The sequence below is a fragment of the Arsukibacterium indicum genome (assembly GCF_019100565.1).
Lineage (GTDB): Bacteria > Pseudomonadota > Gammaproteobacteria > Enterobacterales > Alteromonadaceae > Alishewanella > Alishewanella indicum.
Map to the genome: position 1 here is coordinate 1 of NZ_JAHRID010000018.1, position 1565 is coordinate 1565.

Here is a 1565-nt window from a genome sequence, read left to right on the forward strand (position 1 = left end):
CACATAGACATAATGACTCCCCAAGAGGTGCTGACCTCCGAGTTCGTGGGTTAGTTTTGCAACCAGAGCCATACTGTATTTGTTGAAGATACAATACTGGAGGTCAGCATGGTTAACAATAGCATAACTTTTATTGGCTTAGATACGCACAAAGAGTTCTTTGAAGTCGCTTACATTGAAGATAATCGAGACGCAAAGCCGGTCAGCCTGGGCAGGATTAACGGCACTAAACCAGCGCTGCATAAACTGGTACGGCAGTTCGAATCAAAGCACCCTGGCTCTACCTTGCATTTCGTTTACGAAGCTGGCCCTTGTGGCTACTGGATTTATCGCTTTTTAACCAGCCTCGGTCATTGTTGTTATGTGGTGGCCCCGTCGTTAATTCCTAAAAAAGCCGGTGAGCGCGTTAAAACAGACAAACGTGATGCGGTGAAATTGGCGCTGCTATTACGCTCTGGTGATATGGCGCCTATCTATGTGCCTGAACCAGAAGATGAAGCCATGCGTGATTTATCCCGCGCCCGTGAAACAGCAATGAAAGACTTAAAAGACGCTAAGTATCAACTTAAAGCGATGCTTCTGCGCAATAACATCCGCTGTGACATTCAAGATAACTGGTCTGCAAAGCACCTTCGTTGGCTTACTGAATTGATATTGCCGCATCCAACGCAACAAATTGTACTGCAGGAAGCCATTCAAACTATTACCGAGCGTATCCGCCGTTTAGAGCGACTGGATAATGAACTCAGCTACCATGTGAAAAACTGGCGCTACTACCCCGTTGTTAAAGCCATTCAGGCTATGCGTGGGGTGCGCTTATTAGTGGCTGTTGGCGTCATTGCCGAGCTTGGCGACTTATCACGCTTCGACCATCCCAGAAAACTGATGAGCTATCTGGGGTTAGTCCCCTCAGAGCACTCCAGTGGCGGTAAACGGAAGCAAGGCGGCATTACCCGCACCGGCAACACGCGGGCAAGGCGTTTACTGGTTGAAGGCGCGCATACCTATCGTTACACCGCAAACGTATCAACAGAGTTGCAAAAACGGCAGGAAAGCCTGAGCAAAGAAATCATTGATATCGCCTGGCAGGCGCAACTTCGATTGTGCAGGCGTTACCAGCGATTAATGAAACGCGGTAAGCACTACAACTTAGTGGTAACCGCTATCGCCAGAGAAATGATTGCCTATATCTGGGCCATCTCTCGCGAAGTCGTGCTGACACCGGTTAATCCGGCCAAACGGTTAGCCAGGGTGCCGGCATGAGAAACAGGTTAGAGTTAATGCATTGGATCAAGCATCGGGTGTGGCACAACCACCGACGGCGTTAGGATGGCAACAGCCTCGCGGCTGTTGAACCTCGAACATAGACTGAAGACAGGTGCCACGGCGGAACAAGTAAGGTAGGCTCTGCTAGCGAAAGCTAATAATCCACGTATACCAGCATGACAACCGACGAACATTACCAGCTTCATCTGATGCATTAACTCGCTTTAACAGCAAAAAGATGGTTCTTAAATGAGCAGGGATTTATTCAACTTGCTTGACTTGGGGAGTCATACCAACGC

General features: G+C 48.8%; 1 protein-coding gene. It reads left to right on the top strand.

Going from position 1 to position 1565, the window contains the following annotated elements; all coding sequences use genetic code 11:
• Positions 1–108 precede the first annotated feature (108 nt).
• Complete coding sequence (locus KQY15_RS18930) at positions 109–1263, top strand: IS110 family RNA-guided transposase (RefSeq protein ID WP_217671462.1); 1155 nt, start codon at positions 109–111, stop codon at positions 1261–1263.
• The last annotated feature ends 302 nt before the right edge of the window (positions 1264–1565 follow it).

Coding starts and splice junctions, on each gene's coding strand:
- KQY15_RS18930 (WP_217671462.1), top strand. CDS start 109: ATGGTTAACAATAGCATAACTTTTATTGGCTTAGATACGCACAAAGAG.